This window comes from Streptomyces sp. NBC_00490 (assembly GCF_036013645.1).
Classification (GTDB): domain Bacteria; phylum Actinomycetota; class Actinomycetes; order Streptomycetales; family Streptomycetaceae; genus Streptomyces; species Streptomyces canus_F.
In genome coordinates this window covers 3,796,178-3,821,494 of record NZ_CP107869.1, presented here as the reverse complement: position 1 = coordinate 3,821,494, position 25,317 = coordinate 3,796,178, and the positions used below count along the sequence as shown (strand labels likewise).

Below are 25,317 nucleotides of genomic sequence, written 5' to 3'. Positions count from 1 at the left end.
ACGCGCACAGCCGGCCGGACCTCCGGGCTCACGCACGGGGGTCCGGCCCCGGGCCGGATCGGCGAGGATGGAGCACGTGGTGACCACCAAGGAGCAACGCGCCCGCCCCGGCAGGCGGCTCGTCCGGCCCGCCCGGCGCGACTGGCTGTTCGCGGTGGGGGTCGGGCTGGCGTCGGTGCCGCTGGCGTTCGTGGCGCAGGGCGACAACGCGCACACACCGGGCGTCGTCGGTTGGATCCTGTTCGCTCTCTCGGCGCTGACGCTCGCCTGGCGGCGGCACTATCCGATGGGCACGCTCGTCGCGCTCATCGTCGTCGAGGGCACCTATCACGCCCTGGACAACGCCCACTCCGGGCTGATCGCGGTGACGATGGTCGCCATCTACGCCCTCGCGGTGGCCGGACCGCGGCGCCGGACCCTGATCGTGGTGCCGAGTCTGGTCGGCCTGAGCGTGATCATGCTCCTCCTGATCAATCCGGAACGGGGCGTAGAGCTGCTGCGCATCTCCGGCTGGATCCTGGCGACCGCGATCACCGGTGAAGCGGTCCGCGTCCACCGCAGCTATGTCGGAGCCATCGTCGAACGCGCCGAACGCGCCGAACGCACCCGCGAGGAGGAGGCCCGGCGCCGGGTGGCGGAGGAGCGTCTGCGGATCGCCCGGGACCTGCACGACCTGCTCGCCCACAGCATCACCCTGATCGGCGTGCAGACCTCGGTGGCCGCGCACGTGCTCTCCACGGACCCCGAACGCCTCGACCGCGAGACGGTCGCCAAGGCGTTGGAGGACATCGCGGAGACCTGTCGTTCGGCGCGCGGAGAGCTGCGTACGACGCTGGAGGTGCTGCGCGAACAGGACGTCAAGGCCGACAACCGCGGCCCGCTGCCCGGCCTCGACGGCCTGTCCGACCTGGTGGAGGCGGCCCGCCTGGCGGGCGCGCGGGTGGAGCAGACGGTACGGGTACGGCAGGCGCCGCCCGCCGTCGGCGCCGCGGCGTACCGGATCGTCCAGGAGGCGCTGACGAACGCGGTCCGGCACGCGGGGCCCGAGCCGGCCGTCCGCGTCTCGTTGTACGAGGAGCGGGGCGCCCTGCGGGTGTCGGTCGCCGACGAGGGGACGGGGCCGGGGGCCGATGCCGGCAGTCCCGGTTTCGGGCTGATCGGCATGCGCGAGAGGGCCCGCAGCGTGGGTGGCACACTCGACGCGGGGCCGCGGGCGGGAGGCGGCTTCGAGGTGACGGCCGTACTGCCGTTGACGACGGCTGTGGAGGAAGGGACGGGATGACGATCCGCGTGCTGCTCGCTGACGACCAGACCCTCGTACGGGCCGCGTTCGCGATGCTCGTCGAGTCGGCACGGGACATGGAGGTGGTGGGGGAGGCGGCGACCGGCCGGGAGGCGGTGGACCTGGCGCGACGGGCCCGGCCCGACCTCGTCGTCATGGACATCCGGATGCCCGACCTCGACGGCATCGAGGCGACCCGGCTGATCGCGGCGGACGAGGCACTGGCCGGGGTGAAGGTGCTGGTCCTGACGACGTACGACACCGACGAGTACATCATCGAGGCGTTGCGTGCGGGCGCCTCGGGTTTCCTGGTGAAGGACACCAGACCGGCGGAGCTGCTGGCCGCGATCCGTACGGTGACGGCGGGGGAGTCGCTGTTGTCACCGGGCCCGACGGCGCGCCTGATCACCCGCCTGCTGAGCCAGACACCGGCGACCGCGCCGGCGCTCTCGAGTGGTCCGGAGTGCTTGTCGGAACGGGAGCGTGAGGTGCTCGTGCTGGTCGGGCGGGGGCTCAACAACGCCGAGATCGCCGAGGCGTTGGGGCTGAGTCCGCTGACCGCGAAGACCCATGTCAGCCGGATCATGGGGAAGCTGGGGGCGCGTGACCGGGCGCAGTTGGTGATCGTGGCGTACGAGTCGGGGATGGTCACGCCGGGGACTGTGCGCGAGGGCTAGCCGCAAGGCGACCCCTCACAGCAACCCCGCTGCCGCCAGGAACTTCCCCACCCCCTCGATCTCCCGCTGCGACAACGGGACCTGGGGCTCAGCGGTCACCGGGCACGCGATGACCCCCCGCAGATACAGGGCCGCCTTGAACGCCCCCAGCGCCGCCGAACTCGCGCCCATCCGCGCCGCATCCCCCGCCTTCACCATCCCGAACAGCGCACACAGCCGCTCCTGCTCCACCCGGGCCCGCTCCCAGTCGCCCACCCTGCACAGCCGGTCCAGCCGCACATAGCCCTCCGGGTCGACGTTCGCGAGGCCCGGTACCGCCCCGTCCGCCCCCGCCGCCAGTGCCGCGTCCACGAACAGCTCGGAACCCGTCAGCACGCTGAAGCCGTCGATGTCACCCCGGGTCCTGGCCCCGACGACGACCTCGCGGAACGCCCCCAGGTCCCCGCTGGAGTCCTTGAGACCCGCCAGCACTCCCTCGGCCGCGAGCGACAGCACCAACTCCGCGGGGAGCTTGCTGTGGACGGCACCCGGGAGGTCGTAGGCCAGGACGGGCACCGGGCTCGCGGCGGCCACCAGGCGGTAGTGGCGGGCGATCTCCGCGGGGTGCGTACTCGTGTAGAACGGCGAGATCACGACCACCGCGTCGGCCCCCGCCGCCGCCACGGAAGCCACGTGGTCCAGGACCCGCGGTGTCGTCATGTCGATCGCGCCCGCCAGCACCGGGAGCTGGCCGCCCACATGGCCCGTCACCGTCTCCACCACCAATCGGCGCTGCGCGTCCGTCAGATACGCCGCCTCCGAGGACGTACCGAGCACGAACAGCCCGTGCACCCCGCTCCGCACCAGATGGTCGACCAGCCGGAGCAGCGACGGGACGTCCACCTCGCGGGACGGTGTCAGAGGCGTGCAGACGGGCGGGACGACACCGGTCAGCGGGGCGGGGATCGTCATCAGGGCTCCCTGTCTTCGTGGTTCCCGGGTACAAGTACCAGGCCGGGGGCCCGCTCACCCTTCCTTCCCCGGATGGCGGCCGCGGATGGTCGAATGGACCCGTGGAGAACTGGGACGAGAACACCGCGGGAGTACTGCGACTGCCGTCCGGCAGGCTGGTGCGGGGCCGTGGCCTGCGGTACCCGCTCGCACCGGGGGCGCCGACCCCCACGTACGCCCTTTACCTCCTGGGCCGTCAACCGCCCGTGGTCCCCTGGGAGTTCCACTGGATCCGCTGGCCCGACTTCCGCCTCCCCGCGGACCGGCAGGCCGCTCGCGCGGCGCTGAGCGAGGCCTGGGAGCGGGCGGCGGGTGAACGCGTCGAGGTCGCCTGCGGGGGCGGACGCGGGCGTACGGGGACGGCGCTGGCCTGTCTCGCGGTCCTGGACGGCGTACCGGCGGACGAGGCCGTCGGATATGTGCGGGCGCACTACGACCGGCGGGCGGTGGAGACGCCGTGGCAGCGGCGGTATGTGCGGCGGTTCCCAGGCGCGGCGGGCGCGGAAGCGTAGCCGCTGCGATGCCGCACCTCGCGGCGGGCCTCCCGGTCGGACCGGTGGCCCACCGCGTCGGCTGTGAGCCGTCAACCGAGCGCCTTCACAAGCGCCTTGGCCGGGTCGGGGGCCAGCAGGAGCGGGGTGCCCTCCGGTGTCCGGGCGATGCCCACATTGTTGTGGGTGCCGTAGGAACCGCCTCCCGTCTTGTCGGAGCCCTCCTTCGGTGGATCCGCCTCCGTGCAGTGGATGCGGCGGGGCAGGAACTCGCCGTCGCGGTCCAGATCACAGGCGGGTGTGGACGATCTCCTCGGTAGATCGACGTCGGAACGCATTCCTTGGTTGCGGGGCCGTAGACCATCGGCGGACGGCGGGGCGGGTGCGGGCTCGCCACAGTGGCCGTATGGAGAAGACCAAGGGGATCAGTCGGGCACAGTTCCTGGCCGGGGCGGCGGCGGTCGGGGTGGCGGGGGCGGTGCTGCCCGCGGGCGGGGCCGGGGCGGCCGGGCGGGGCGGGCTGACGCGCCGGGGTGTCGTCTACACCCTCGGCGCCGGTGAGACGCCGGCCACCGCGTGGAGCGCCGACCGGATGCGGGCGGACCTCCGCGCCATCCGCGACGACCTGCACGCCGACACCGTCGACGTCACCGGCGACGGCGTCGAACGCCTCACCGCCACCGCCGCCGAGGCGGCCGAGCTCGGACTGCACATCTGGCTCCAGCCCACCCTCGGTGACGTCCCGGAGCGGGACATCCTCGACCACCTCGCCGAGACCGGCCGGTTCGCGGAACGGCTGCGTCGGCAGGGCGCGAGCGTCGAGTTCAGCGTGGGCTGCGAGTTCTGGCTGTTCGTGCCCGGGATCATCCCGGGGGACACGGTCTTCGAGCGCATCGAGAACCTCCAGAACGGCACCGTCGACTGGGCGGGGATGCAGCGCCGCCTGGCCCGCTTCACGGCGAAGGCGGCGGTGCTCGGCCGCAGGGTCTTCCACGGCCGGCTGAGCTACGCCTCCGCCCCGGAGATCGACCTCGTCGACTGGAACCTCTTCGACGTGGTGGGCATCGACTACTACTCGTACTTCCCGCAACCAAAGGACTACGTACGGGAGTTGAGTCAGCACCTGCGCTGGGGCAAGCCCGTCGCCATCACCGAGTTCGGCACCTGCACCTACCGTGGCGCCCCCGAGGCGGGCGGCATGGGCTGGGACATCGTCGACTACGACAAGACACCCCCGGAGATCAAGGGCGACCCGCCCCCGGTCCGCAGCGAACGCACCCAGGCGGCCTACCTGCTCGACCTCCTGGCCGTCTTCGAGTCGATGAACCTGTACGCGGCGATGGTGTTCGAGTTCCTCACCGCGGACGCCCCGCACCGCCCCGGCGACCCCCGCCATGACCTCGACATGGCGAGCTACGGCATCGCCAAGGCGGTGCAGGACCGCCCCGGCGACCCGGACACGGGCTGGCACCGGGAGCCCAAGGAGGCGTTCCACGCCGTGGCCCGCGCCTACCGCAGGGCGGGTCAGCGGCAGTAGGCGTCGGCGGCGGGACGCCGGCCGGTGGCGAGGAACCTCGACGCGGTCTCGTCCCCGCACGCGTTGCCGTTGCGGAGATAGGAGCCGTGGCCCGTGGAGTTCACGGTGACCATGACAGCGCGCCGGCCGAGGGCCTCGCGGAGCTTCAGGGCGCCGCTCACGGGGGTGGCGACGTCCCGTTCGTTCTGCACGAGCAGGATGTTCGACGGCCCTCGGTCGGTGACGCGGACCGGCGCCTCCTTCGGCGTGTAGGGCCAGGCGGCGCAGAGCATCGCGTTGCGCGGCATGCCGGCGGTCAGCGGGTACTTCGCGCGGCTCTCCGCAACACCCTTCTCGTACACCGCCGTTGAGGTGGGCCACGCGACGTCGTTGCAGAGGGTCCCGGCGCCGACGGCGGTGACGTTCTGAAGTGCCGCTTCGGGCGGCGAGGCGGGCGCGGGCGGCACGGTGCCGCTCCGGGCGGCCAGCATCAGCTCGGCCAGGGCGGGGAAGTTGTCCGGGTCGTAGAGGGTGTCCAGCATCGTCTGGCGCAGCACGTTGCCGTTCAGTTCCTCGGGGTTGGCGCCGGGCCAGGGGATCGGCTCCCGGTCGAGTCGCTCGGCCAGCCGCAGGAACAGCGGCCGCACCTCGGCGGCCGTGCCGGCGAGACGGTACGGATTCCCGGGCTCCGAGGCCCACTTCGCGAACTCCGGGAAGGTGTCCTCGACGCCCTGCTCGTGCGCGGCGAGCCAGCCCCTGGAGACCTTCGTCGGGTCGGGGTTGTCGTTGCTGTCCAGCACGAACCGGTCCGTGCGCGCCGGGAACAACTGGGCGTAGACGGAGCCGACATACGTCCCGTACGACACTCCCCACGCGGAGATCCTCCGCTCGCCCAGCGCGGCCCGCAGCCGGTCGAGGTCGCGGGCCTCGTTACGGGTGCTGAGGTGCTGGACGAGCTCACCGCCGTTCGCCGCACAGGCGTCCGCCAGCCGCCGGGCGGTGGCCATGTTGCCGTCGACGGACCCGTCCGCGGCGGGCCACGGCCGCAGCTTGGAGAGGGCGAGGTCCGCGTGCTCCAGCCCGCAGTCGACGGCGGTGGAGGGCGCGAGCCCACGAGGCGCGAACCCGATGAGGTCGTAGGCGTCCCGTACCTCCTGGGGCAGCTTCTGCCCCTTGTTCGAGGGGTCGTTGAGGCTCGACCCGCCCGGACCGCCGGGGATCAGGAACAGCGCCCCACGCCGGGCGGCCGGGTTCTCGCTCGGGATCCGCGAGACGGCGAACCCGATCTTCCGGCCGTCCGGGTGGGCGTAGTCCATGGGCACCTCAAGAGTGGCGCACTGCTGACGGGGGTCGAGGGCGGAGCCGGCGCACTTCTTCCAGTCGAGGGCGGGCGCCTGCTCCACCGCGACGGCCAGCGGGGTGACCATCCCGAGGGCGACGGCGGTGACGGCTACGAGGGCGGCGTTGCGCTTGATCTGCGTCATGGCACGAGCCTCGCGGATCTTCCTCGCGCCCCCCATCCGGTCAACTCCCTTGTCGATCGGGGGTTTTCCCCAGGTACGCGGCCCGCCCTCCCAGGCACCCCGCCGAAAATCGACACCCTGATCGCGGCGCTGGGGCACCCTCCGCAGTTCCGGTGAACTCGAATGCGCTCGAATGCAGTCGAACCAATCGGCGTGGCGTAGGGCGTGATATCCGCCGCACAATTCCCCCACCGCTTTCCCGCCGTGGCTTTCCTGCTCCAACTGCCAACGCCCCTGTGCCACCCCGCCCTTGGCGTGCACAGACTCCTGCCGAGTGTAGGAGCACAGCGGGGTGCCGCAGGGGAAAAGCGTGAAACTCGAAACGGCGGGGGATCCACGTGACGGTGGAGAAAGAGGAGCGGAAATGAAACCCCCCGTCGGAAGCCACGTCATGGACACCCGGAGCGGAAAGGTCGGCATCGTCATGGGGCACGAAGGACCGTACGTACAACTCAGACCGTACGGCGGCGGAAAGGAGTGGGACGCGGCCCCGGACACCGTCCGCCGGGCCACCCCCGCCGAGCGGCTCAGCGCGGCGAACGCGCATGCCAACGCCCGCAGCCGGGGTGAGGTGCCTTGACGCCGGTGTCGTAGGGTGCGGGCGCATGGGCCTGTGGAGCATACGCAGATGGACGAGAGCGAGGCGGAAGGCCACCGACCGTCCTCCCGTGCCGCCGCTCACCACGCACCAGCTCTGGATGGTGTCGCTGAGCGCGCCGGTGAGCCGGGACCGGAGCGCCTCGCGGACCACCCTGTACCCGTTCACGCGGAGCGACGACGACGGTGCCCGGCGCTGGCTGGCCGAGCAGTGGGAGATCACCTCGCGGGACGGGCTGGCCGACCGGCTCGACGAGCTGGCCCGCTCCGGTTACCGCGCCCGGGCCCAGCGCCTCCTCGGCGTCTCACCGCTCGCCTGGGACGCCGCCCTGTACGTCGACATCTCCCGGCGCGGTTTCGCCGCCGGGATGATCACCGAGGGCGAGGCCTGGACCGCCCTGAAGAACATCGTGCCGGCGGTGGTGTCGGCGTACGCCTCCTGGCAGGAGTACGCCGACGACTATCTGCTGGGCCGCAAGGTGTGGAAGGACGGGCTGGACGGCACCCCCGACGCCCCCGCCCCGCAGACGACCGCCGACGCCCACCTCCGCGCCCTCCTCGACCCCGCCAACAGGGACAGCCCCTGGAACCTGGCCCCCTGGGACACCATCAGCCACCCCGACCGTGCCCGCTGACCCCGGCGCGTACGGGAGAATGGACCCATGAGCCTGTTCCGCGACCACGGCAGTGAGCGATGAGCCTCTTCCGTGACGACGGCGTCGTGCTGCGCACCCAGAAACTCGGCGAGGCCGACCGCATCATCACCCTGCTCACCCGCGGTCACGGACGGGTACGGGCGGTGGCCCGCGGTGTCCGGCGCACCAAGTCCAAGTTCGGGGCGCGGCTCGAACCCTTCTCCCACGTCGACGTGCAGTTCTTCGCGCGCGGCAGCGAGCTGGTCGGGCGCGGACTGCCGCTGTGCACCCAGAGCGAGACCATCGCGCCGTACGGCGGCGGCATCGTCAGCGACTACTCCCGGTACACCGCCGGGACGGCCATGCTGGAGACGGCCGAGCGGTTCACCGACCACGAGGGCGAGCCGGCCGTACAGCAGTACCTGCTGCTCGTCGGCGCCCTGCGGACGCTCTCCCGGGGTGAGCACGCCCCGAACCTGGTGCTCGACGCCTTCCTGCTGCGCTCCCTCGCCGTCAACGGATACGCCCCGAGCTTCAACGACTGCGCCAAGTGCGGTCTGCCCGGGCCGAACCGGTTCTTCTCGGTCGGTTCGGGCGGTTCCGTCTGCGGGGACTGCCGGGTGGCGGGGAGCGTCGTACCCTCGCCGCAGACCCTGGAACTCCTCGGCGCGCTGCTTACGGGAGACTGGGAGACCGCGGACGCGAGCGAGCCGCGGCACGTGCGGGAGGGCAGCGGGCTGGTCTCCGCCTACCTGCACTGGCATCTGGAACGCGGGCTCCGCTCGCTGCGTTACGTAGAGAAGTAAGCCGAAGAGGAATCGAGAAGCACATGGTGGTAGGCCGGCTGTTGGGGCGCCAGCGGCGCGAGTACAGGTCGCCGGAGCCGCACCCGTCCGGCGCCCGTCCGCCGAAGCTGCCCGGGGAGCTCGTCCCCAAGCATGTGGCGATCGTCATGGACGGGAACGGCCGATGGGCCAAGGAGCGCGGGCTGCCGCGCACCGAGGGCCACAAGGTCGGTGCCGAGCGCGTTCTCGACGTGCTTCAGGGCGGGGTCGAGATCGGCGTCGGCGCCATCTCGCTGTACGCCTTCTCCACCGAGAACTGGAAGCGCTCGCCCGACGAGGTGCGCTTCCTGATGAACTTCAACCGTGACTTCATCCGCAAGACCCGCGACACCCTCGACGAGCTCGGTATCCGGGTGCGCTGGGTGGGCCGGATGCCCAAGCTGTGGAAGTCGGTCGCCAAGGAGCTCCAGATCGCCCAGGAGCAGACCAAGGACAACGACAAGCTCACCTTGTACTTCTGCATGAACTACGGCGGCCGTGCCGAGATCGCCGACGCGGCGCAGGCACTGGCGGAGGACGTCCGGGCCGGGCGGCTCGACCCGTCGAAGGTCGACGAGAAGACCTTCGCGAAGTACCTCTACTACCCGGACATGCCGGAAGTGGACCTGTTCCTGCGCCCCAGCGGCGAGCAGCGCACGTCCAACTACCTGCTGTGGCAGAGCGCGTACGCCGAGATGGTCTTCCAGGACGTGCTGTGGCCGGACTTCGACCGCCGCGACCTGTGGCGGGCGTGTGTGGAGTTCGCCTCCCGGGACCGCCGCTTCGGTGGCGCGATCCCGAACGAGGAACTCCTGGCCATGCAGGGAAGGACTCCCGACCAGCAGTCCACCTCGTAGCCGCCGCGCGTTCACCCGGGCCGTCGACACTGCGGGAGACCACCCAGGGTCTCCCGCTCGTGGAAACGGCCCGCGGCCGCATCCGCTCGGGTCACCCCCCGGCGCGCCCCGCGCAGTCCGCGCATGTGCCGAAGATCTCGACCGTGTGCGCCACATTGACGTAGCCGTGCTCCGCGGCGATCGCCTCGGCCCACTTCTCCACCGCCGGGCCCTCGACCTCGACGGCCTTGCCGCACACCCGGCACACCAGGTGATGGTGGTGGTCGCCGGTCGAGCAGCGGCGGTAGACGGACTCCCCGTCGGAGGTGCGCAGAACGTCGACCTCGCCCGCGTCGGCGAGGTTCTGGAGCGTGCGGTAGACCGTGGTCAGGCCGACCGAGTCGCCCTTGTGCTTGAGCATGTCGTGGAGTTCCTGCGCGCTGCGGAACTCGTCGACCTCGTCGAGCGCCGCCGCCACGGCGGCCCGCTGTCGGGTCGCGCGGCCCTTTACGGGCGGTCCAGCGGTCGTCACCGGTTGCCTCCTCACGTCTGCACTTGCCGGGCCATTGTGCCAGCCCGGTCTGTGCGGAGTCAGACGCCGACCTTTCCGGTCCCCTCCCGGCTGGCCGGAATCGTGCACTCCGCCGGGTCGCCGCCGGGCTGTGCCGCGGCCGCCTGACGGGCTCGGCGCCGGGCCAGCGGGGTCGCCAGGACGGTCAGCACGATGAACGCGCCGATGGTCAGCAGCACGATCGTCGCGCCGGGCGGGACGTCCTGGTAGTACGAGGTCACCGTGCCGCCGATGGTCACGCTGACGCCGATGGCCACGGCGATCGCGAAGGTCGCCGCGAAGCTGCGGGTGAGCTGCTGCGCGGCCGCCACGGGCACCACCATCAGGGCCGACACCAGGAGCAGGCCGACCACGCGCATGGCCACCGTCACCGTCACGGCCGCCGTGATCGCGGTCAGCAGGTTCAGGGCGCGCACCGGCAGTCCCGTGACGCGTGCGAACTCCTCGTCCTGGCTGACCGCGAAGAGCTGCCGGCGCAGGCCCAGGGTGACCAACACCACGAAGGCGGCGAGCACACAGATCGCGGTGACGTCGTCCTGGGAGACCGTCGAGAGCGATCCGAACAGGTAGGAAGTCAGGTTCGCGTTGGAGCCCGTCGGCGCGAGGTTGATGAACATCACGCCGCCGGCCATACCGCCGTAGAAGAGCATCGCGAGGGCGATGTCGCCGCGGGTGCGGCCGAACCAGCGGATCAGCTCCATGAGGACCGCGCCGAGGACCGACACGACGGTCGCCGTCCACACCGGTGACCAGGAGAGCAGGAAGCCGAGGCCGACGCCGGTCATCGCGACGTGGCCGATGCCGTCGCCCATGAGGGCCTGGCGGCGCTGGACCAGGTAGATGCCGATCGCGGGGGCCGTGATGCCGACGAGGACGGCGGCGAGCAGAGCCCGTTGCATGAAGGCGTAGTTCAGGAATTCCATCAGCTCAGCAGCCCCGTCCGGATCGGTTCGGCGTCGTGGGCCGCGTGCGGGTGTACGTGGTCGTGGCCGGGCAGCGCGTGCTGGCCGAGGGCCTTCGGGGGCGGGCCGTCGTGCATCACGCAGCCGTCGCGCAGGACGACCGCGCGGTCGATCAGCGGCTCCAGGGGGCCCAGTTCATGGAGGACGAGGAGGACGGTCGCGCCCTGCGCCACCTGCTCGCGCAGGGTCCGTGCCAGCACCTCCTGGCTGGCGAGGTCGACGCCCGCCATCGGCTCGTCCATGATCAGCAGTTCGGGGTCGGAGGCCAGCGCGCGGGCGATGAGCACCCGCTGGTGCTGGCCGCCGGAGAGGGCGTTCACGGAGTCCTTGGCGCGGTCCGCCATGCCGACCAGCTCCAGGGCGTGGCGCACGGCCGCGTGGTCCGCCTTGCGCAGCACGCCGAAGCGGGCCCGGGACAGGCGGCCGGAGGCGACGATCTCGGTCACGGTGGCGGGCACGCCGCCCGCGGCCGTGGTGCGCTGCGGGACGTAGCCCACGCGCGCCCAGTCGCGGAACCGGCGGCGCGGGGTGCCGAACAGCTCGATCTCGCCGGCCGCGACCGGCACCTGGCCGATGACGCTGCGCACGGCCGTCGACTTGCCCGAGCCGTTGGCGCCGAGCAGCGCGACGACCTCACCGCGGTGGACGGTGAGGTCGATGCCGCGGAGGACGGGGCGTGCGCCCAGGTCGGCGCGGACACCACGCATCGATATGACGGGCTCGATGACGGGTTCGCTCACGAGGGCCTCCGTAACGATCACTTGGCGCCGAGTGCTGTCTTGAGCGCCGAGAGGTTGGACTCCATGACCTGGAAGTAGTCGTCGCCCTTGGACTTGTCGGTGATCCCCTCGAGCGGGTCGAGGACATCGGTCTTCAGTCCCGCGTCCGAGGCGAGGGTCTTCGCGGTCTTGTCGGACACCAGTGTCTCGTAGAACACAGTGGTCACACCGTCGGCCCTGGCCTCGGTCTGGAGCTCCTTGATCCGGGCCGGGCTGGGCTCGCTCTCCGGGTCCAGGCCGGAGATGGCCTCCTGGGTGAGGCCGTAGCGCTCGGCGAGGTAGCCGAAGGCGGCGTGGTTGGTGAAGAAGACCTTGGTCGCGGTGTTCCTCAGCCCGTCCTCGTAGGCGGTGCCGAGGGTGTCGAGCTTCTTCGTCAGCGCGGCGGCGTTCTTCCGGTAGTCGGCCGCGTGGTCGGGGTCGGCCTTCTCGAAGGCCTTGGCGACGCCCTCGGCGACCTCGCGGTACTTCACCGGGTCGAGCCAGATGTGCGGGTCGAGGGCGTGCTCCTCCTCTTCCCCGGCGTGCTCTTCCCCGGCTCCGTGCTCGTGCTCGACGTCGCCGTGGTCCTCGAGCTTGGTCAGCGTCGCCGCGTCGATCTTCGACTTGACCTCGGACTGGGAGACGGCCTCGTCGACGGCCGGCTGGAGGCTCTTGAGGTACAGCACCGCGTCCGCCTCGCCGAGTTCGGCGGTCTGCTTGGTGCTGAGCTCCAGGTCGTGCGGTTCCTGGCCGGGCTCGGTGAGCGTGGTGACGTTCACGTGGTCGCCGCCGATCTGCTCGGCGAGGTACTGCATCGGGTAGAACGACGCGACGACGTCGAACTTGTCCGTGTTGCCGGCCGCGGCGCTGTCGGTCGAGCAGGCGGACAGGGTCCCGAGGCCGAGAGCGGTGGCCGCCGCGAGCGCGATCCCGGATATGTGATGTCGTCGTACGTTCATGACAGTCATTTTCAACAAATATGGAAACGGTTGTCAACAAAGCGTGGTAGGAGGCCTGTGAGGGCCCGTAGACCGAACCGATTTGATTGAGGGGCAGGCACCGCCGGTAACCTGAAGCATTCGCTCTGAAGCACTGCTCGATCGCAGACATGCTTCGTCGCCCGTCGTCGTAATGAAGAGAGCACCGTGGCCGCCGACAAGATCGACACCATCGTCAGCCTGAGCAAGCGCCGTGGCTTCGTATTCCCCTGCAGTGAGATCTACGGCGGCCAGAAGGCCGCCTGGGACTACGGACCGCTGGGTGTCGAGCTCAAGGAGAACCTGAAGCGCCAGTGGTGGCGCTACATGGTGACCTCGCGCGAGGACGTCGTCGGTATCGACTCGTCCGTGATCCTGGCCCCCGAGGTCTGGGTGGCCTCCGGCCACGTCGCCACGTTCTCCGACCCGTTGACCGAGTGCACCTCCTGCCACAAGCGGTTCCGCGCGGACCACCTGGAGGAGGAGTACGAGGCCAAGAAGGGCCGCCTGCCGGAGAACGGCCTGGCGGACATCAACTGCCCGCACTGTGGCAACAAGGGCCAGTTCACCGAGCCCAAGCAGTTCTCGGGTCTGCTCTCCACGCACCTCGGCCCGACCCAGGACACCGGCTCGATCGCGTACCTGCGCCCCGAGACCGCACAGGGCATCTTCACCAACTTCTCCCAGGTGCAGACCACTTCGCGCAGGAAGCCCCCGTTCGGCATCGCGCAGATGGGCAAGTCCTTCCGCAACGAGATCACGCCCGGCAACTTCATCTTCCGCACCCGCGAGTTCGAGCAGATGGAGATGGAGTTCTTCGTCAAGCCGGGTGAGGACGAGAAGTGGCAGGAGTACTGGATGGAGCAGCGCTGGAACTGGTACACCGGTCTCGGCATGCGCGAGGAGAACATGCGGTGGTTCGAGCACCCGCAGGAGAAGCTCTCCCACTACTCCAAGCGCACCGCTGACATCGAGTACCGCTTCCAGTTCGGCGGCAACGAGTGGGGCGAGCTCGAGGGTGTGGCCAACCGCACCGACTACGACCTCAACGCGCACTCCAAGGCCTCCGGCCAGGACCTCTCCTTCTACGACCAGGAGGCCCAGGAGCGCTGGACGCCGTACGTCATCGAGCCCGCGGCCGGTGTCGGCCGCGCGATGCTGGCGTTCCTCCTCGACGCCTACGTCGAGGACGAGGCGCCCAACGCCAAGGGCAAGCTGGAGAAGCGCACCGTGCTGCGCCTGGACCACCGGCTGGCCCCGGTGAAGGTCGCGGTGCTGCCGCTGTCCCGCAACCCCGAACTGTCCCCGAAGGCCAAGGGCCTGGCCCAGGCGCTGCGCCAGAACTGGAACATCGAGTTCGACGACGCCGGCGCCATCGGCCGCCGCTACCGTCGCCAGGACGAGATCGGTACGCCGTTCTGCGTCACGGTCGACTTCGACACGCTCGAGGACAACGCGGTCACCGTCCGCGAGCGTGACTCGATGAAGCAGGAGCGCGTGTCGCTGGACCAGATCGAGGGCTACCTGGCGAGCCGTCTGATCGGCTGCTGACACCCTTCGCGCTCTCGCTCGACCGCGCTCGGCGGCGGGCATCCGAAGCCCCCGCGTCCTCGACGGACGCGGGGGCTTCGGTGTATCCGGGCGCGGGCCCTCGTACTGGTCGTACGCGGGTCCGTGACCCGTGCGGCGAGTGGCGGCCCCTCCCACGCCCTTGAGGCAGTGGGGGAGCGCGCATGGCGTCGCGAGCCAGGCGGGGATGTGACGACAGGGCCTGGGTCAGTTGGCGGTGTGGCCGCCGTCCACCGCGAGGGCGGAGCCGGTGGCGAAGGAGGCGCGGTCGCTGAGCAGCCACAGCGCCGCCTCGGCGATCTCGGCGGGTTCGGCCATCCGCTTCTGCATCTGCCGGGCGACGAAGTGCTCCGCGAGCTCCGGGCGGCCCTCGACGGCCTGGGCGATCATCTCGGTACGGGTCGTGCCCACCAGGAGGGTGTTGATCCGGATGCCGCGCTCGGCGTACTCCGCCGCGGCCGCCCGGGTCAGACCGAGCACCGCGTGCTTGGCGGCGACATAGGGCACCGGGGCGCCGGTCGCCCCCATCGCGGCCGTGCTGGCGGTGTTGACGACGGCACCCCCGCCGGCCGCCAGCATCACCGGGATCTGGGCGCGCAGACAGTTCCAGGTGCCGCGCACGTTGACGTCCATGACGCGGTCGAAGTGGGCCTCGTCGAGTTCGTGCAGGGGAGCGATCTTGTCGCCGGCGTATCCGGCGTTGTTGAACGCCCCGTCCAGCGCCCCGAACCGCTCCGTCGCGGTGGCCACCGCGCGCCGGACGTCCTCGGCGTCCGCGACGTCGCCCGCGCTGACCGCCGCCCGGCCGCCCGCCGCGGCGATCTCCTCGGCGAGCTGGTCCAGGGTCTTCTCGCGCCGGGCCATCAGGACCACGGCCGCCCCCTCCGCCGCGAACAGCCGGGCGGCGGCCTCGCCTATCCCGCTGGACGCGCCGGTGATCATCACGACTTTGCCGGCGAGTGTTCCGTTCCTGTCAGTCATCCGGCCAGTAAATCCCGGAGTGCCGAGTTCCGGGTAAGTCCCTTGGTGTCCAGGCCGGTTGGCGCCTTCGATTGGTCCGTCATGGAGGCGCGCGATTGGCCCTGTGGGGCGACCGCCGGCCGCGGCAGGGTGGTCCGCATGAGTCTCGCGTTTCTGCTGACCACCCTCGTCGTGGTCGCCACTCCTGGTACCGGTGTCGTCTACACGCTCGCGGCGGGGCTGTCGCGGGGGCGGCGGGCGAGTGTCGTCGCGGCGTTCGGCTGCACCCTGGGGATCGTGCCGCACATGGTGGCGGCGATCACCGGGGTGGCGGCGCTGCTGCACGCGAGCGCGACGGCGTTCCAGGTGCTGAAGTACGCCGGTGTCGCGTATCTGCTGTGGATGGCGTGGGCGACGCTGCGGGACCGGGAGGCGATCGCCGTGGAGCGGGACGCGGCTCCCGTCTCCGCGGGGCGGGTCGTGGCCCGGGCCGTGCTGATCAACGTCCTCAATCCGAAGCTGACGATCTTCTTCTTCGCGTTCCTGCCGCAGTTCGTGCCGTCGGGGGAGTCGGGCGCGCTGCTTCGGATGCTGGTGCTGAGCGGGGTGTTCATGCTCGCCACCTTCGCGGTGTTCGCCGCGTACGGGGTGCTGGCGGCGTCGGTCCGTCGCCATGTGATCGGGCGGCCGAAGGTGATGGCGTGGCTGCGACGGAGTTTCGCGGGGTCGTTCGTCCTGCTCGGGGCCAAGCTCGCCACGACGAACGCGTGAGAGACGATCGACTGTGACACATGACAGCTGACAGATATTGAAATCTGTCAGCTGTCATGTCAGGGTGGAGGCATGACGACACAGACCCCCCGCACCCTCGGCACCACCGGCCCCCAGGTCTCCGCCCTCGGCCTCGGCTGCATGGGCATGTCCGGCGCGTACGGCGAGTCGGACCGCGCCGAGTCCATCGCCACCGTCCACGCCGCCCTGGAAGCCGGCGTGACCCTGCTCGACACCGGCGACTTCTACGGCATGGGCCACAACGAACTGCTGATCGCCGAGGCCCTGCGCACCGCCCCGGCCGCCCTCCGCGAGAACGCGCTGACCAGCGTGAAGTTCGGTGCCCTGCGCGGCCCGGACGACTCCTGGAACGGCTTCGACGGCCGCCCGGCCGCCGTCAAGAACTTCGCCGCGTACTCCCTCCAGCGCCTCGGCGTCGACCACATCGACGTCTACCGCCCCGCCCGGCTCGACCCGGACGTGCCGATCGAGGAGACCGTCGGCGCGATAGCGGAACTGGTCGAGAAGGGATACGTCCGCCACATCGGGCTCAGCGAGGTCGGCGCCGACACCATCCGCCGGGCCGCCGCCACCGCCCCGATCGCCGACCTCCAGATCGAGTACGCGCTCATCTCCCGCGGCCCCGAGCGGGAGATCCTGCCCACCCTGCGCGAACTGGGCATCGGCGTCACCGCGTACGGCGTGCTCTCGCGCGGACTGCTCTCCGGCCATGTCGCGGCCGGGCAGGGGTTCGCCGCGAACGACTTCCGCGCCCACTCGCCCCGCTTCCAGGGCGACAACCTCCAGCACAACCTCACGCTCGTCGACGCCCTGCGCAAGATCGCCGAGCAGAAGGACGTCTCCGTCGCGCAGATCGCCATCGCCTGGGTGGCCTCCCGCGGCGAGGACATCGTGCCGCTGATCGGCGCCCGCACCCGCGAGCGGCTCGACGAGGCACTCGGCGCCCTGGACGTGACCCTGGACGCGGCCGACCTCGCCGCCATCGAGGCCGCCGTACCCGCGGACGCGGCGGCCGGCGAGCGGTACGCCCCCGCACAGATGGCCATGCTCGACAGCGAGCGCTGATCGCGGTCCCGGGTACCGTCTACGCATGCCTCCGACCAGCGAGACCCTGACCGCCGAGCGCATCCTCGAGGCCACCGAGGACGTGCTGCGCCGCCACGGCCCGGCGAAGGCGACCGTGGTCGACGTGGCCCGCGCGCTCGGCGTCAGCCACGGCAGTGTCTACCGGCACTTCCGTACGAAGGCGGCGCTGCGGGAGGCCGTGACCAAGCGCTGGCTGGACCGGACGACGGAGGAACTGGCCGGCATCGTCGCGGCCACCGACCGTGACCCGCAGACCCGGCTGCGCGACTGGCTCGCGGCGCTCCTGGAGGCGAAGCGCCGCAAGGCGGGCGACGACCCCGAACTCTTCGCCACCTACTCGGTGCTGGCCGCGGACACCGGTGAGGTGGTCGGCGCCCACCTCACCGAGCTGACCGACCAGTTGACCGAGATCGTGCGGGCCGGCGTCGCGGCGGGCACCTTCACCGCCCCCGACCCGGCCACCACGGCCCGCGCCCTCTTCCACGCCACCGGCCGCTTCCACGACCCCGGTTACGCCCGGGAATGGGAGCGGCCGGAGGTGTGGGACGACTTCACGGCGGTGGTGGACATGCTCGTACGGGGACTGCGGGCCTAGGTCCTGTCGTCAGGGGTCTCGTACGGCGTCTGCTCGCCCTCGCGCAGCGCCTGGAGCCGGTGTTCGGTGGGCGAGATCCCGTACGCGGCGCGGAAGGCGCGGGTGAAGTCGGAGGCGCGGGGGATGCCCCAGCGGGCCGCGATGGTGTGCACCGGTGTGGAGCGCAGCGCGGGGTCCGCGAGATCGAGGTGAGCGCCCGCCAGCCGCCGGCCGCGGATCCAGGCGGCCACCGTCTCGCCGGACCCCTCTTCCTGGAAGAGCCGGTGCAGATAGCTGAGGGAGATGTGGTGCGCGGCGGCGATCATCGGCGGCCGTAGCTCGGGGTCGTGCAGATGCTGCCGGATGAAGGCCCGGACACGGGCGACCGTGACCCGGCGGTGGGTCTCCGCCGGCAACGCCCGCTCCGCCTCCAGCTCCTGGGCGAGCCATGCCGCCAGCAGATCGATCAGGACCATGCCCAGGCGGGGCGCGTCGGACGGCTGCAGGAAGGCGGACTGCCGGTCCAGGCCGGTGAGGAAACCCGTCAGCAGCGCGCCCGTTCCCTGCCGCCCGGACAGCCGTCTGCCCAGCAGCTCCCGGACCCGGGCCGGTGGCAGGGGCAGCAACGCCTTGGAGAAGTCCACACCCACCCCGGTGATGAACGGAAGCTCCAGGCCGGCGGTCGGCCGCATGCCGTAGGGCTGGACGTCGTAGGGGTGCGAGGTGTCCGACAGCCACAGGTCGTGCGGGCCGTAGGTCTCGGCCCGCCCCACGTGGTCGACGCCCAGCCCGCCGCCGAGCACCAACGACAGGTGGTACTCCTCGGGGTCGGACCGCCGCACCATCCGCGCGTTGCGCAGATACCGCGTCGGCAGCACCCGGATCGGCCACACCCGCACCGGGCCCAGTTCGAGCAACCGCTGCTCCGCCCAGAAGTCCGTGGCGTGCTCGCTGCTCATGTCGCTGGGCGCGATCGCCTGCTCCATCAGCTGCCGCCAGTAGTCGAACCGGTCCGCCACGGGCACGTCGTCGGTCCGGAACGTGATCCCGATCATCGCGCCCTGTACGCGATCTGGTCGGCGATCAGTTCAGCGAGCTCCTTCTTCGGCACAGGCGCAGGTTAGCCTCCGCCCGGGTCCACCGTCGCCTGGTGTTCCTGCGCGAGGTGTTCCTCCGCCTTCAGCCACGGCAGGAACTGCGCGTTCTTGCGCCAGCCGCAGGTGTCGCATCTGATCGTGCGTTGCGCGCCTTTGCGCTGCACCTGGACGACATGCTCGCGTCCGTGTTGGTCCCAGCGGCTCACTTTGCTCGTGTTGATCTGCAACATGGCCTCGCCTCCGGCTAGGAGTGTGCAGCAAGACCAACATCAACAGCGGTTTCTTCACGGCAAGTTCGTCGATCCTTGAACCGCCTCACCCGACCGTTTTCGGCAGCCGCAGGCTCAGCAGCCCGGTCAGGGCCACGCCCACCAGCTGCACCAGGAGTGTCGTCACCAGCGCGTCCCGCATGCCCAACCCCGGGGTCAGGGACAGGAACAGGGTGCCGAGCGTCGCCACCCCCAGGGCCAGAGCGGACTGTTGGGTGGTGACCATGACCCCGCTGCCCACGCCCGCCCTCGCGGTCGGCACCTCGGAGAGCACGATCCGGAAGATCACCGGGAGTTGAAGGGCCTGCCCCGCCCCCGCGATCGCCGCTCCGGGCAGCAACTCCACCAGGCCCAGGTCCGGCCAGGAGCGCCACGCCACCAGCGCCATCAGGCCCACGCCCACCGCCTGGATCCCGGCGCCCGCGGTCACCACACGGGTCCCGTACCTCGTCACCAGCCGCGGACCCGCGAGGGAGACGAAGAAGAACACCACCGCCATCGGAGCCAGCGCGAGCCCCGCCCGCACCGGGCCGAGCCCCGCGCCCTGCTGGAGCGCCACCGCGATCACGAACATGAAGCCGCTGAAGCCGATGGAGAACGGCACGATCATCACCAGCCCGCGCCGCAGGGACACCAGGCGGAACAGGCTCGGCGGCACCAGCGGTGTCCGCCCCCGCCGGTCCGCCCCGCGCTCCACCGCGTAGAACGCCGCTGCCACGAACGGGAACGCCACCAGCGACAGCCACGTCCACAGCGGCCACCCCGCGGAACGGCCCTCGGTCAGCGGGGCCAGCAGCGCGAGCAGGGACGCGGCGAGCAGGACCGTACCCGGGCCGTCCACCGGCTCCGGGTTCGGCGAGCGGGTCTCCGGGACGGCACGGGCGGCCAGGAACAGGCCCACGAGGACGACCGGGACGTTCACCAGGAACACCGAGCGCCAACCCGTGCCCGCGATGTCGGCCGCGACCAGGACCCCGCCGAGGATCTGGCCCGCCACCATCGACAGACCGGCCGTCGCGCCGTACAGGCCCATCGCCTTCGCGCGCCGCTGTCCCGCCGTCGCCGCCTGGATCGTCGCCAGCACCTGCGGCAGCATCGCCGCGGACGCCGCGCCCTGCGCGACCCGGGCCGCGACCAGGGTCCACGCGGTGGGGGCGAGCCCGCAGGCCAGCGAGGTCAGTCCGAAGGCCGCCATGCCGCCGAGGAAGAGCCGGCGGCGGCCGAAGAGATCGCCGAGCCGCCCGCCGAGGACCAGGAGGACGGCGTACGCCAACCCGTAGCCGGAGACGACGAGTTCGAGGACCGACTCGCTCGCCGCGAGGTCGTGGCCGATGGTGGGCAGGGCGACGTTGACGATGAAGAAGTCGATGAGGGGGAGTGCCGCGCCGAGCAGCACGGTGAAGAGTCCGAGGCCGCCGAGCACGGGTGGCGCGCTCGCGGTGCGGACCTGGCCTGGGATGGTGGTTTGGGTACTCACGGAGACCAGCCTCCGCTTCCCGTCAGACGGGTACCAGAGTGTCTTTATCCTGGTAGAAGGAGTACCTGGAAACAGGGTCCGCGGGGCGGCACGCTGGAGGCATGACGATGACGGTCCAGGAGACAATGACGGCGGCTCCCGCGGACATCCGGCGGCACGAGCTCGCCGCGTTCCTGCGCCACCGCCGCGAGCACATCACGCCCGAGCAGGTCGGCCTGCCCCGCGGCCGCCGGCGCCGCACCCCCGGTCTGCGCCGCGAGGAGGTCGCCCACCTCTCCGCGGTCGGCGTGACCTGGTACACCTGGCTGGAGCAGGCCCGGGACATCCAGGTCTCCGTGCAGGTCCTGGACGCCCTCGCCCGCAGCCTGCTGCTCGACCCGAGCGAACGCGCCCACCTCTTCCAGCTCGCCGGGGCGGCGGACCCGACGCCGGCCACCAGCTGCCCGTCGATCACCCCCGCACTGCGCCAGCTGATCGAGCAGCTGGAGCCGCTTCCGGCCTGTGTGCAGAACAGCCGCTACGACATCCTCGCCCACAACCGCACCTACGGCCTGCTCCTGTGCGACCTGGACGCGGTGCCGCCGGAGGACCGCAACTGCATGGTCCTCTGCTACACGAACGAGGAGTGGGCCGGGTCGATCGTGCACCTGGAGGAGACCCGCCGCCTCATGGCCGCCCGGCTGCGCGCCGCCATGGCCAACCATCTCGCCGAACCCGCCTGGAAGATGCTGCTGAAGCGGCTGCGCGCGGAGTCCCCGGAGTTCTGCGAGGCGTGGGACCGGCACGAGGTGGTCTCGCACCGCAGCAAGCAGAAGGAGTTCCGCAACCCCTACGTCGGCCGGGTCTCCGTCATCCACACCGACCTGTGGCTCGGGCCGGACCTGGGCCCGCGCATGGTCACGTACACGCCGGCGGACGAGGAGTCGCGGAAGCGGCTGGAGGAACTGCACGCGATCGCGGTCGCCAGGTCGTCCTGATCCACCGCGTCAGCGGTCGGCTCCGGTCGTACGCAGGCCGGTACCGGCTTCAGGCGCGACGGCGAGGTCCAACGCCAGGCGCCGCGTACAGCCGGACCCGCTCACGGGCGCGGGGCTGCAGCGGTATGCGGCTCCGCCGCGCGAGCGCGACCAGCCACGACGCACCCGCACCCGCCGGACTACGCGCCCACCCTCGCCGCCTCGCGCACCTCGACCGACTCCAGCCGCTCGGCGGTCCGCTGAGCGGTCCCACGGGCCCAGGCCCCGCTCGTCACCGCACCCAGCACCAGCACCGCGAGCCCGCACCCGGCGATGATCCACCAGGCCGGCACCGAGGCGGAGACGAACGTGTCGGCGTACGAGGAGGACCCGACGCCCGCCACCAGCACGGCCCCCACCACGGCGACTCCCAGCGTCTGCCCCAGCTGCCGGCTCGTGGAAGCGACCGCCGCGGCGACGCCCGCCTGCGACCGGGGCATCCCCGACACCGCCGTGTTCGTGATCGGCGCGTTCACGAAGCCGAAGCCGACGCCGAACAGCACGTACCCGATCAGCAGGGTGCCGTTGGACGTCTCCGCGTCGAACGCGGCGAACAGCACCCCGCTCGCGGTGATCGAGACGCCGGCGACCAGCAGCGGCAGCCGCGGTCCGTGCCGGCCGACCAGCCGTCCGGACAGCGGGGCGCACAGGAACGCGGGGGCCGCGATCGGCAGCATCCACAGGCCGGCGTGCATCGCGTCGAGACCGCGGACGTTCTGCAGGTACAGCGTCGACAGGAACAGGAACCCGCCCAGCGCCGCGAACGCGCTGATCGCGATCACCGTGGCCCCGCTGAACGGCGCCGACCGGAAGAACCGCAGATCGATCAGCGGCTCGGCACGCCGGGGCTCGTACGCCAGCAGCCCGATCAGCGCGGCGAGCGCCAGCACGGCGTACGGCAGGACCGCGCCGAACCCGGTGTTCGGCGCCTCGATGATCGCGTACGTCATCGAGCCGAACAGCGCGATCACCAGGAGCTGGCCGACCGGGTCGGTGCGGCGGGCCTTGGGGGCGCGGGACTCGGGGACGAAGCGGAGGGTGAGCAGGAGGGCGGCGAGACCGACCGGGACGTTGATCCAGAAGATCGAGCGCCAGCCGACGGTGTCCACGAGCAGTCCGCCCACCAGCGGTCCCGCCGCCATGGAGATACCGACGACCGCGCCCCACGCCCCGATCGCGCTGGCCCGCTCACGGGGGTCGGTGAAGGTGTTGGTGATGATCGACATGGCGACCGGGTTGAGCATCGAGCCGCCCACCGCCTGCACCATGCGGAAGGCGACCAGCGCCTCCAGGTTCGGGGCCATCGAGCACAGCACCGAGCCGATCGTGAAGACGACCAGGCCCGCGACGAAGACCCGCTTGCGGCCGATCCGGTCGGCCGTGGAGCCGGCCAGCATCAGGAGCGAGGCGAGCACCAGCGTGTACGCGTCGATGGTCCACTGCAGACCCGACGTGGTGGTGTCGAGTTCGTGCTGCATGGACGGCAGGGCGACGTTCAGCACGGTGTTGTCGAGGCTCACGATCAGCAGGCTCATACAGCAGATCGCGAGGACCAGCAGACGTCGGCGGAAGCTGGACTCGGGCATGCGAGCCATCGTACGCCGACATCGATAGTGCGTCTAACTAATGGTCGGTACAAGATCAGTCGGCCGGGCACGGGCCGCCGTACGCCACAATGGGGGAATGCCCACGATCGCTCCCACCTCGAACACGACCCTGCAGATCGGGCCGCACACCGTGCAGCCGCCCGTCGTCCTGGCCCCCATGGCCGGGATCACCAACGCGCCCTTCCGCACCCTGTGCAGGGAGTTCAGCGGTGGCAAGGGCCTGTTCGTGAGCGAGATGATCACCACCCGGGCGCTGGTCGAGCGCAACGAGAAGACCATGCAGCTGATCCACTTCGACGCGACCGAGAAGCCGCGCTCGATCCAGCTGTACGGCGTCGACCCGGCGACCGTCGGCAAGGCCGTCCGCATGATCGCGGACGAGGGCCTCGCCGACCACATCGACCTGAACTTCGGCTGCCCGGTCCCCAAGGTGACGCGCAAGGGCGGCGGCTCGGCACTGCCGTACAAGCGGAATCTGCTGCGCGCGATCCTGCGCGAGGCGGTGAGCGGGGCCGGTGACCTCCCCGTCACGATGAAGATGCGCAAGGGCATCGACGACGACCACATCACCTACCTCGACGCCGGCCGGATCGCCGTGCAGGAGGGCGTGACGGCCATCGCGCTGCACGGCCGCACCGCCGCCCAGCACTACGGCGGCACCGCGGACTGGGACGCGATCGCCCGGCTCAAGGAGCATGTGCCGGAGATCCCCGTCCTCGGCAACGGTGACATCTGGTCGGCCGAGGACGCGGTGCGGATGGTCCGCGAGACCGGCTGCGACGGAGTGGTGGTCGGACGCGGGTGCCTGGGGCGGCCGTGGCTCTTCTCCGACCTCGTGGCCGTCTTCGAAGGCCGTACCGAGGACATCGCGCGCCCCGCCCTGCGTGAGGTCGCCGACGTGATGGTCCGGCACGCCACGCTCCTCGGCGAGTGGATCGGCGACGAGGCCCGCGGTGTCATCGACTTCCGCAAGCACGTCGCCTGGTACCTCAAGGGCTTCGCGGTCGGCTCGGAGATGCGCAAGCGCCTCGCCATCACCTCCTCCCTGGAGGAACTCCGTTCCGGTCTCGACGAGTTGGACCTCGACCAGCCCTGGCCGGCGGGCGCCGACGGGCCGCGTGGACGGACCTCGGGGAACAACAGGGTTGTCCTGCCGGACGGTTGGCTCAAGGACCCGTACGACTGCGCGGGCATCGGCGAGGACGCGGAACTGGACACGTCGGGCGGCTGAGGGGGGCGCGGAGCGGCGAACCTGTTGCGTCCGGTTGCCGTAACGGCAGGTGGACGGCGGGGAGTCGTTGCGTTGGCTGCCGCCTATGCTTCAGGTTTCCGCGGCGCACGAAGGAGGCCCCGATGCCGGGAGGCAGGCTCACCCAGCAGGAGCGTCAGCAGATCGCGCTGGGGCTGGCCGACGGACTCGCCTACGCGGAGATCGCCCGCCGTCTGGAGCGTCCGACCTCGACGGTCACGCGGGAAGTCATGCGCAACGGCGGTCCGAGCGGCTACCGCGCCGAGGCGGCCCATCGCGCCACCGAGCGCCGTGCCCATCGGCGCCGGCCGAGCACGACGCGGGACGCGCGGGCGCCGGAGCAGGCCCATGGGCGGGATGCCGAGGCGGTGCGCGAGTACGAGGAGACGTTCACGACCGTCATGATGGGCTCCGGTATGCCCACGATGATGTCCCGCGTGATGGCCTGTATCACCCTCACCGACACCGGCAGTCTGACCGCCGCGGATCTCGTCGAGCGTCTGAACGTCAGCCCTGCCTCCGTCTCCAAGGCGATCACCTTCCTGGAGAGTCAGGGCATGGTGCGCCGGGAGCGCGACGGGCGCCGCCGTGAGCGCTATGTCGTCGACGACGACATCTGGTACCGGTCCATGATGGCCAGCGCCCGCTCCACCGCCCAGATCGTCGAGATCGCCCGCCAGGGCGTCACCGTCCTCGGCCCCGACACCCCGGCCGCGGTCCGCCTCGAAAACATCGCCCGCTTCCTCGACTTCGTCTCCGAAAGCATCGCCCGAGCGGCGGAACAGGCCCGCGACATCCTCTACACGAACCCGGGAACGCCGACGGACGACTGAGGTTTCTCGCCCCCGCCGCCCCTACCCATTCCCATCCCCAGGGGCTGCCGCCCCTTCGACCCCGCCCCCAGGGGGCGCGGCCCCCTGGACCCCCGCTCCTCAAACGCCGGAGGGGCTGACGCCGTCCCGAACGCCACCCGCCCGCCGGG

At 71.2% G+C, this 25,317-nt stretch carries 27 protein-coding genes; 15 read left to right on the top strand and 12 right to left on the bottom strand.

From position 1 onward, the window contains the following. Positions 1 to 67: 67 nt before the first annotated feature. Entirely contained in the window at positions 68 to 1,282 is a 1,215-nt protein-coding gene (locus OG381_RS17315) for a sensor histidine kinase (RefSeq protein WP_443061903.1), read from the top strand. Further along, entirely contained in the window at positions 1,279 to 1,959 is a 681-nt protein-coding gene (locus OG381_RS17310; protein WP_327716997.1) for a response regulator transcription factor, read from the top strand. Before OG381_RS17315 ends, OG381_RS17310 begins: the two co-directional genes overlap by 4 nt. Before the next feature lie 15 nt (positions 1,960 to 1,974). On the opposite strand, the gene OG381_RS17305 is transcribed toward OG381_RS17310, so the two are convergent. Then, positions 1,975 to 2,910 carry a dihydrodipicolinate synthase family protein gene (locus tag OG381_RS17305; protein ID WP_327716996.1) on the bottom strand — a complete coding sequence of 312 codons (936 nt, stop codon included), beginning with the start codon at positions 2,908 to 2,910 and terminating at the stop codon, positions 1,975 to 1,977. Positions 2,911 to 3,011: 101 nt separating this feature from the next. Here OG381_RS17305 and OG381_RS17300 point away from each other — a divergent pair, with 101 nt between their 5' ends. Then, on the top strand, positions 3,012 to 3,461 hold the full coding sequence (locus OG381_RS17300; RefSeq protein WP_327716995.1) for a protein-tyrosine phosphatase family protein: 450 nt from the start codon (positions 3,012 to 3,014) through the stop codon (positions 3,459 to 3,461). A 71-nt stretch (positions 3,462 to 3,532) separates the two neighbouring features. Here OG381_RS17300 and OG381_RS17295 read toward each other — a convergent pair whose 3' ends face one another. Next, the gene (locus OG381_RS17295; protein WP_327716994.1) at positions 3,533 to 3,778 is read right to left on the bottom strand and encodes a hypothetical protein; all 246 of its coding nucleotides are present in this window, start codon (positions 3,776 to 3,778) and stop codon (positions 3,533 to 3,535) included. Between the two features lie 68 nt (positions 3,779 to 3,846). On the opposite strand from OG381_RS17295, the gene OG381_RS17290 reads away from it, so the two are divergent. Continuing rightward, the gene (locus OG381_RS17290; RefSeq protein ID WP_327716993.1) at positions 3,847 to 4,977 is read left to right on the top strand and encodes an abortive phage infection protein; all 1,131 of its coding nucleotides are present in this window, start codon (positions 3,847 to 3,849) and stop codon (positions 4,975 to 4,977) included. On the opposite strand, the gene OG381_RS17285 is transcribed toward OG381_RS17290, so the two are convergent. Beyond that, a complete protein-coding gene (locus OG381_RS17285; RefSeq protein ID WP_327716992.1) occupies positions 4,965 to 6,440 on the bottom strand; it encodes an alpha/beta hydrolase in 1,476 nt (491 codons plus the stop codon). The two genes, OG381_RS17290 and OG381_RS17285, sit on opposite strands and share 13 nt — an antisense overlap. A gap of 403 nt (positions 6,441 to 6,843) precedes the next feature. Here OG381_RS17285 and OG381_RS17280 point away from each other — a divergent pair, with 403 nt between their 5' ends. Genes OG381_RS17280 through OG381_RS17265 form a run of 4 tightly spaced genes read left to right on the top strand, consistent with a single transcriptional unit; the run spans position 6,844 to position 9,392 of the window. Further along, positions 6,844 to 7,059 (top strand): hypothetical protein, encoded by a 216-nt coding sequence (locus OG381_RS17280; RefSeq protein WP_327716991.1) that lies wholly within the window; start codon positions 6,844 to 6,846, stop codon positions 7,057 to 7,059. 25 nt (positions 7,060 to 7,084) lie between these two features. Beyond that, on the top strand, positions 7,085 to 7,711 hold the full coding sequence (locus OG381_RS17275) for a DUF1266 domain-containing protein (RefSeq protein ID WP_327716990.1): 627 nt from the start codon (positions 7,085 to 7,087) through the stop codon (positions 7,709 to 7,711). A gap of 59 nt (positions 7,712 to 7,770) precedes the next feature. Continuing rightward, positions 7,771 to 8,517: a DNA repair protein RecO gene (recO, locus tag OG381_RS17270; protein WP_327716989.1), complete on the top strand. Its 747-nt coding sequence runs from the start codon at positions 7,771 to 7,773 to the stop codon at positions 8,515 to 8,517. 23 nt (positions 8,518 to 8,540) lie between these two features. Next, entirely contained in the window at positions 8,541 to 9,392 is an 852-nt protein-coding gene (locus OG381_RS17265; protein ID WP_327716988.1) for an isoprenyl transferase, read from the top strand. Positions 9,393 to 9,483: 91 nt separating this feature from the next. Here the strand turns inward: OG381_RS17265 and OG381_RS17260 are convergent, their stop codons facing one another. The 4 genes from OG381_RS17260 to OG381_RS17245 are packed head-to-tail and all read right to left on the bottom strand — an operon-like array spanning position 9,484 to position 12,621. Next, positions 9,484 to 9,903: a Fur family transcriptional regulator gene (locus OG381_RS17260; protein WP_046262667.1), complete on the bottom strand. Its 420-nt coding sequence runs from the start codon at positions 9,901 to 9,903 to the stop codon at positions 9,484 to 9,486. 59 nt (positions 9,904 to 9,962) lie between these two features. Next, on the bottom strand, positions 9,963 to 10,865 hold the full coding sequence (locus tag OG381_RS17255) for a metal ABC transporter permease (protein WP_307030872.1): 903 nt from the start codon (positions 10,863 to 10,865) through the stop codon (positions 9,963 to 9,965). Then, positions 10,865 to 11,611: a metal ABC transporter ATP-binding protein gene (locus OG381_RS17250; RefSeq protein ID WP_327722483.1), complete on the bottom strand. Its 747-nt coding sequence runs from the start codon at positions 11,609 to 11,611 to the stop codon at positions 10,865 to 10,867. The genes OG381_RS17255 and OG381_RS17250 overlap by 1 nt, the downstream gene beginning before the upstream one ends. A gap of 50 nt (positions 11,612 to 11,661) precedes the next feature. Then, on the bottom strand, positions 11,662 to 12,621 hold the full coding sequence (locus OG381_RS17245; RefSeq protein ID WP_327716987.1) for a zinc ABC transporter substrate-binding protein: 960 nt from the start codon (positions 12,619 to 12,621) through the stop codon (positions 11,662 to 11,664). Positions 12,622 to 12,807: 186 nt separating this feature from the next. Here OG381_RS17245 and OG381_RS17240 point away from each other — a divergent pair, with 186 nt between their 5' ends. Then, a complete protein-coding gene (locus OG381_RS17240) occupies positions 12,808 to 14,190 on the top strand; it encodes a glycine--tRNA ligase (RefSeq protein WP_327716986.1) in 1,383 nt (460 codons plus the stop codon). A gap of 225 nt (positions 14,191 to 14,415) precedes the next feature. Here the strand turns inward: OG381_RS17240 and OG381_RS17235 are convergent, their stop codons facing one another. Continuing rightward, positions 14,416 to 15,189, bottom strand: a complete 774-nt coding sequence (locus OG381_RS17235) for an SDR family NAD(P)-dependent oxidoreductase (protein WP_327716985.1) — start codon at positions 15,187 to 15,189, stop codon at positions 14,416 to 14,418. Between the two features lie 138 nt (positions 15,190 to 15,327). Between OG381_RS17235 and OG381_RS17230 the strand changes: the two genes are divergently transcribed. The 3 genes from OG381_RS17230 (at position 15,328) to OG381_RS17220 (ending at position 17,641) form a co-directional block, all read left to right on the top strand. Then, the gene (locus OG381_RS17230) at positions 15,328 to 15,939 is read left to right on the top strand and encodes a LysE family translocator (RefSeq protein ID WP_327716984.1); all 612 of its coding nucleotides are present in this window, start codon (positions 15,328 to 15,330) and stop codon (positions 15,937 to 15,939) included. Between the two features lie 72 nt (positions 15,940 to 16,011). After that, positions 16,012 to 17,025, top strand: a complete 1,014-nt coding sequence (locus tag OG381_RS17225; protein WP_327716983.1) for an aldo/keto reductase — start codon at positions 16,012 to 16,014, stop codon at positions 17,023 to 17,025. 25 nt (positions 17,026 to 17,050) lie between these two features. Further along, complete coding sequence (locus OG381_RS17220) at positions 17,051 to 17,641, top strand: TetR family transcriptional regulator (RefSeq protein WP_327716982.1); 591 nt, start codon at positions 17,051 to 17,053, stop codon at positions 17,639 to 17,641. Here OG381_RS17220 and OG381_RS17215 read toward each other — a convergent pair. The 3 genes from OG381_RS17215 to OG381_RS17205 all read right to left on the bottom strand — a co-directional run bounded on the left by OG381_RS17215 (position 17,638) and on the right by OG381_RS17205 (position 20,463). After that, entirely contained in the window at positions 17,638 to 18,675 is a 1,038-nt protein-coding gene (locus OG381_RS17215; protein WP_327716981.1) for an AraC family transcriptional regulator, read from the bottom strand. The two genes, OG381_RS17220 and OG381_RS17215, sit on opposite strands and share 4 nt — an antisense overlap. A 65-nt stretch (positions 18,676 to 18,740) precedes the next feature. Further along, positions 18,741 to 18,947 (bottom strand): hypothetical protein, encoded by a 207-nt coding sequence (locus tag OG381_RS17210; protein ID WP_307030887.1) that lies wholly within the window; start codon positions 18,945 to 18,947, stop codon positions 18,741 to 18,743. 85 nt (positions 18,948 to 19,032) lie between these two features. Then, complete coding sequence (locus OG381_RS17205) at positions 19,033 to 20,463, bottom strand: MFS transporter (protein ID WP_327716980.1); 1,431 nt, start codon at positions 20,461 to 20,463, stop codon at positions 19,033 to 19,035. Between the two features lie 101 nt (positions 20,464 to 20,564). Here OG381_RS17205 and OG381_RS17200 point away from each other — a divergent pair, with 101 nt between their 5' ends. Beyond that, positions 20,565 to 21,440 (top strand): helix-turn-helix transcriptional regulator, encoded by an 876-nt coding sequence (locus tag OG381_RS17200; RefSeq protein ID WP_443061902.1) that lies wholly within the window; start codon positions 20,565 to 20,567, stop codon positions 21,438 to 21,440. A 179-nt stretch (positions 21,441 to 21,619) separates the two neighbouring features. Here OG381_RS17200 and OG381_RS17195 read toward each other — a convergent pair whose 3' ends face one another. Then, positions 21,620 to 23,065 (bottom strand): MFS transporter, encoded by a 1,446-nt coding sequence (locus OG381_RS17195; RefSeq protein ID WP_327716979.1) that lies wholly within the window; start codon positions 23,063 to 23,065, stop codon positions 21,620 to 21,622. Between the two features lie 97 nt (positions 23,066 to 23,162). Between OG381_RS17195 and dusB the strand changes: the two genes are divergently transcribed. Together dusB and OG381_RS17185 are read left to right on the top strand one after the other, a co-directional pair. Continuing rightward, on the top strand, positions 23,163 to 24,317 hold the full coding sequence (dusB, locus tag OG381_RS17190; protein WP_327716978.1) for a tRNA dihydrouridine synthase DusB: 1,155 nt from the start codon (positions 23,163 to 23,165) through the stop codon (positions 24,315 to 24,317). A 122-nt stretch (positions 24,318 to 24,439) separates the two neighbouring features. After that, complete coding sequence (locus OG381_RS17185) at positions 24,440 to 25,168, top strand: GbsR/MarR family transcriptional regulator (RefSeq protein ID WP_327716977.1); 729 nt, start codon at positions 24,440 to 24,442, stop codon at positions 25,166 to 25,168. Positions 25,169 to 25,317 lie beyond the last annotated feature (149 nt).

Coding starts and splice junctions, on each gene's coding strand:
- OG381_RS17315 (WP_443061903.1), top strand. CDS start 68: ATGGAGCACGTGGTGACCACCAAGGAGCAACGCGCCCGCCCCGGCAGG.
- OG381_RS17310 (WP_327716997.1), top strand. CDS start 1,279: ATGACGATCCGCGTGCTGCTCGCTGACGACCAGACCCTCGTACGGGCC.
- OG381_RS17305 (WP_327716996.1), bottom strand. CDS start 2,910: ATGACGATCCCCGCCCCGCTGACCGGTGTCGTCCCGCCCGTCTGCACG.
- OG381_RS17295 (WP_327716994.1), bottom strand. CDS start 3,778: ATGCGTTCCGACGTCGATCTACCGAGGAGATCGTCCACACCCGCCTGT.
- OG381_RS17290 (WP_327716993.1), top strand. CDS start 3,847: ATGGAGAAGACCAAGGGGATCAGTCGGGCACAGTTCCTGGCCGGGGCG.
- OG381_RS17285 (WP_327716992.1), bottom strand. CDS start 6,440: ATGACGCAGATCAAGCGCAACGCCGCCCTCGTAGCCGTCACCGCCGTC.
- OG381_RS17280 (WP_327716991.1), top strand. CDS start 6,844: ATGAAACCCCCCGTCGGAAGCCACGTCATGGACACCCGGAGCGGAAAG.
- OG381_RS17275 (WP_327716990.1), top strand. CDS start 7,085: ATGGGCCTGTGGAGCATACGCAGATGGACGAGAGCGAGGCGGAAGGCC.
- recO (WP_327716989.1), top strand. CDS start 7,771: ATGAGCCTCTTCCGTGACGACGGCGTCGTGCTGCGCACCCAGAAACTC.
- OG381_RS17265 (WP_327716988.1), top strand. CDS start 8,541: ATGGTGGTAGGCCGGCTGTTGGGGCGCCAGCGGCGCGAGTACAGGTCG.
- OG381_RS17255 (WP_307030872.1), bottom strand. CDS start 10,865: ATGGAATTCCTGAACTACGCCTTCATGCAACGGGCTCTGCTCGCCGCC.
- OG381_RS17250 (WP_327722483.1), bottom strand. CDS start 11,611: ATGCGTGGTGTCCGCGCCGACCTGGGCGCACGCCCCGTCCTCCGCGGC.
- OG381_RS17245 (WP_327716987.1), bottom strand. CDS start 12,621: ATGAACGTACGACGACATCACATATCCGGGATCGCGCTCGCGGCGGCC.
- OG381_RS17235 (WP_327716985.1), bottom strand. CDS start 15,189: ATGACTGACAGGAACGGAACACTCGCCGGCAAAGTCGTGATGATCACC.
- OG381_RS17230 (WP_327716984.1), top strand. CDS start 15,328: ATGAGTCTCGCGTTTCTGCTGACCACCCTCGTCGTGGTCGCCACTCCT.
- OG381_RS17225 (WP_327716983.1), top strand. CDS start 16,012: ATGACGACACAGACCCCCCGCACCCTCGGCACCACCGGCCCCCAGGTC.
- OG381_RS17220 (WP_327716982.1), top strand. CDS start 17,051: ATGCCTCCGACCAGCGAGACCCTGACCGCCGAGCGCATCCTCGAGGCC.
- OG381_RS17215 (WP_327716981.1), bottom strand. CDS start 18,675: ATGATCGGGATCACGTTCCGGACCGACGACGTGCCCGTGGCGGACCGG.
- OG381_RS17210 (WP_307030887.1), bottom strand. CDS start 18,947: ATGTTGCAGATCAACACGAGCAAAGTGAGCCGCTGGGACCAACACGGA.
- OG381_RS17200 (WP_443061902.1), top strand. CDS start 20,565: ATGACGATGACGGTCCAGGAGACAATGACGGCGGCTCCCGCGGACATC.
- OG381_RS17195 (WP_327716979.1), bottom strand. CDS start 23,065: ATGCCCGAGTCCAGCTTCCGCCGACGTCTGCTGGTCCTCGCGATCTGC.
- dusB (WP_327716978.1), top strand. CDS start 23,163: ATGCCCACGATCGCTCCCACCTCGAACACGACCCTGCAGATCGGGCCG.
- OG381_RS17185 (WP_327716977.1), top strand. CDS start 24,440: ATGCCGGGAGGCAGGCTCACCCAGCAGGAGCGTCAGCAGATCGCGCTG.